This window comes from Streptomyces sp. AM25 (assembly GCF_058146165.1).
Genome location: NZ_JBKIWN010000154.1, coordinates 1 through 1,245, shown reverse-complemented (window position 1 = coordinate 1,245; position 1,245 = coordinate 1). Strand labels below are relative to the sequence as shown.

General features: G+C 68.0%; 1 protein-coding gene. It reads left to right on the top strand.

Annotation, left to right across the window (positions count from 1 at the left end; genetic code table 11):
* Positions 1-162 precede the first annotated feature (162 nt).
* Positions 163-1,245, top strand: a 1,083-nt coding sequence (locus ACLHRZ_RS42485) for an ISAs1 family transposase (RefSeq protein WP_490423998.1), incomplete at its 3' end; no start/stop codon positions are given.

The following is a 1,245-nucleotide window of genomic DNA, read 5'->3' as shown; positions in this document are numbered from 1 at the left end:
TCATGAATCTGGGCTGATGGGAGGCCCTGCGACCTGAAGAGCCGAAGTCCCGTTGGGATCAGCTGAGACTCCAACTCGGCTGCCCAGAACGGAACTTCGGCGTTGTCGTATTCTGTCACATCCATCTGCTCACACTCCGCAACCGTTGGCGGCGGCCCGGAGGTGTTCGACTCCCGCAGCCGGCGGGGCCGGCGATGGCCGCTGCTGCCGGTCCTTCGTGCTGCGCAGGCTGCGGTGATCGCGGGTGCCAGGTCCTATGCGGCGATCGCCGACTGGCTGCGCCACAGCACCCAGGACGCCCGCGCCCGCCTGGGCTTTCCCGGCAGAGGCGGTCTCGGACTGCGCCCTGTTCCGGCCAAGGACACTGTCCGGCGCCTGCTGCTGATGACCTGCCCGCAGGGGCTCGCGGCTCTGCTGACCGGCCGCGCCGCGCCGCAGGGGCGCCCGGAGCGTCTGGCGGTGGACGGCAAGAGCGCCCGCGGCTCGCGCACCCACACCCTATCCGCCGCTCACCTGCTGTCCGGCTGCGATGAGAACGCCCTGGTCACCGGGCAGATGCGTATCCCGGACAAGACCAATGAAATCCCCTGCCTGCGCGAGCTGTACGCCGATGTCGACCTGACCGGCACCTGGGTGACCCTGGATGCGCTCCACACGCAGACCGGGACCGCGAAGTTCCTGGCCGAGACCAAGAAGGCGCATTTCATCATGACGGTGAAGGCCAACCAGCCGACGTTGTACGCGGCGTGCCGACGCCTGCCGTGGGAACGGGCGAAGGTCCGGCACAGCGAGCAAAGCCGGGGGCACGGACGACGGGAGCGGCGCACCATCACCGTCCTGTCGACCGACGACCTGGACTTCCCCCACGTCGCGCAGGTGGCCCGGATCTACCGCACCCGCACCGACATCGCCACAGGCAAACAGACCCGCGAGACCGTCTACGTGATCACGGACCTGACGTCCCAACAGGCCAAACCGCATCAACTCGCCACCGCCGTGCGGGGGCACTGGGCCATCGAGAACAAGATCCATTTTGTTCGAGACGAAGTGTGGCAGGAGGACCGTTCCCGCATCCGGACGGGCCACGGGCCGGAGAACATGGCCACGCTCCGCAACATCGCGATGAACCTCCTGCGGAAGGACGGGGCCACCAGCATCGCCCAGGCGGTCCGCGAACACTCCTACCACCCCTTCACCACGCCCCTGGACCTCCTCGGACTACCACCCCGACCTGCGGAAACGCTC